This window comes from Burkholderia sp. Ac-20353 (assembly GCF_017104785.1).
Lineage (GTDB): Bacteria > Pseudomonadota > Gammaproteobacteria > Burkholderiales > Burkholderiaceae > Burkholderia.
The window spans coordinates 1-1092 of record NZ_JAAGPL010000512.1; the positions used below are offsets into that span (position 1 = coordinate 1).

The following is a 1092-nucleotide window of genomic DNA, read 5'->3' on the forward strand; positions in this document are numbered from 1 at the left end:
TCAGGTTCGCGAAACCGCCGTTGTTCAGCGTCGTGACCGGCACCACGCGCGTCGTCAGCAGGTTGTTCGGATCGTTGCTCGTCAGCGCCTGCGAAGCAGTCCTATCGAGTGGCGTATCGATCGAGAAATCCGGCATCAGTGCACCCAGTTGCGGCGCGTCGTCCTGCAGGATCGTCAGCCCCGAGATGGCCGTGATCGGCGGCGGCGTCGTGTAAGCGGCACTGTTCCACGTCATGCCGGCCAGCGCACCGCTGCCCAGCTTCGGATCGGCGCCGAGGTTGAACGTGCCGCCCGACGGCAGGCTGTTGCCCTGCATCTGCTTCGCGCCGCCGAACGCCTGCGCGCTGATGTCGCCGTCGAGCACCAGCGCCTGCGACGCGAACAGGTCGAGCGTGCCCGCATTGCCGCCGACGATGTAGTCGGCCTGGTACGTGCCGCCCGTCAGCAGCGGGTTGTACCAGGTTTTCGTCACGCCCCAGCGCGGATGCGATTCGACGAATTGCCCGGCAATGCCGACGTAGGTGTCGTACGGGCTCGCCTGCCCGATCGGCACGATCGCGCCGCTGGCATCGACGAGCCGTGTCGTGTTGACCATCCCGCCGTCGTAATGCACGTAGCCGCCGTTCAGGTTCATCGACGAACCCGTCGCGGTCATGACCTCGTTGCCCGACAGCGTGATCGTGCCGCCGTTGGTCAGCAGTTGATCGATGGTACGCGGCATCAGGTTCACGTAGCCCGACAGGTTCAGGATCGGGCTGCCAACCCACTGCACGCCATCGCTGCGCGTACCCGACAACGTACTGTCGACGACGACGCCCTTCAGCCCGAACAGGAAGCTGTTGCGCAGCAGCGGCGAATCGGCCAGTTCGTTCTGGCCAATCCGGCCGATCGTCACGAGCGTCTGCGAGATCGGCAACGCGACGTTCGCCAGCCCCGACACGTCGATCGTTGCACCGTCGTCCACATAGATCCGGCCCGGCACCGCGGTCTGGCCCGGCGCCTGGTTCGACACGACCGACGGCGTATAGGCCGTCACCGACACCTTCGAACCCGGCGCCTCGATCAGCGAACCACCCTGGAACCAGACGGAGC

General features: G+C 65.9%; 1 protein-coding gene. It reads right to left on the reverse strand.

Annotated elements, in window-relative coordinates; translation table 11 throughout:
• The coding region (locus tag G3N94_RS41650) for a hypothetical protein (RefSeq protein WP_205799951.1) at positions 1–1092 on the reverse strand (1092 nt) is incomplete at both ends.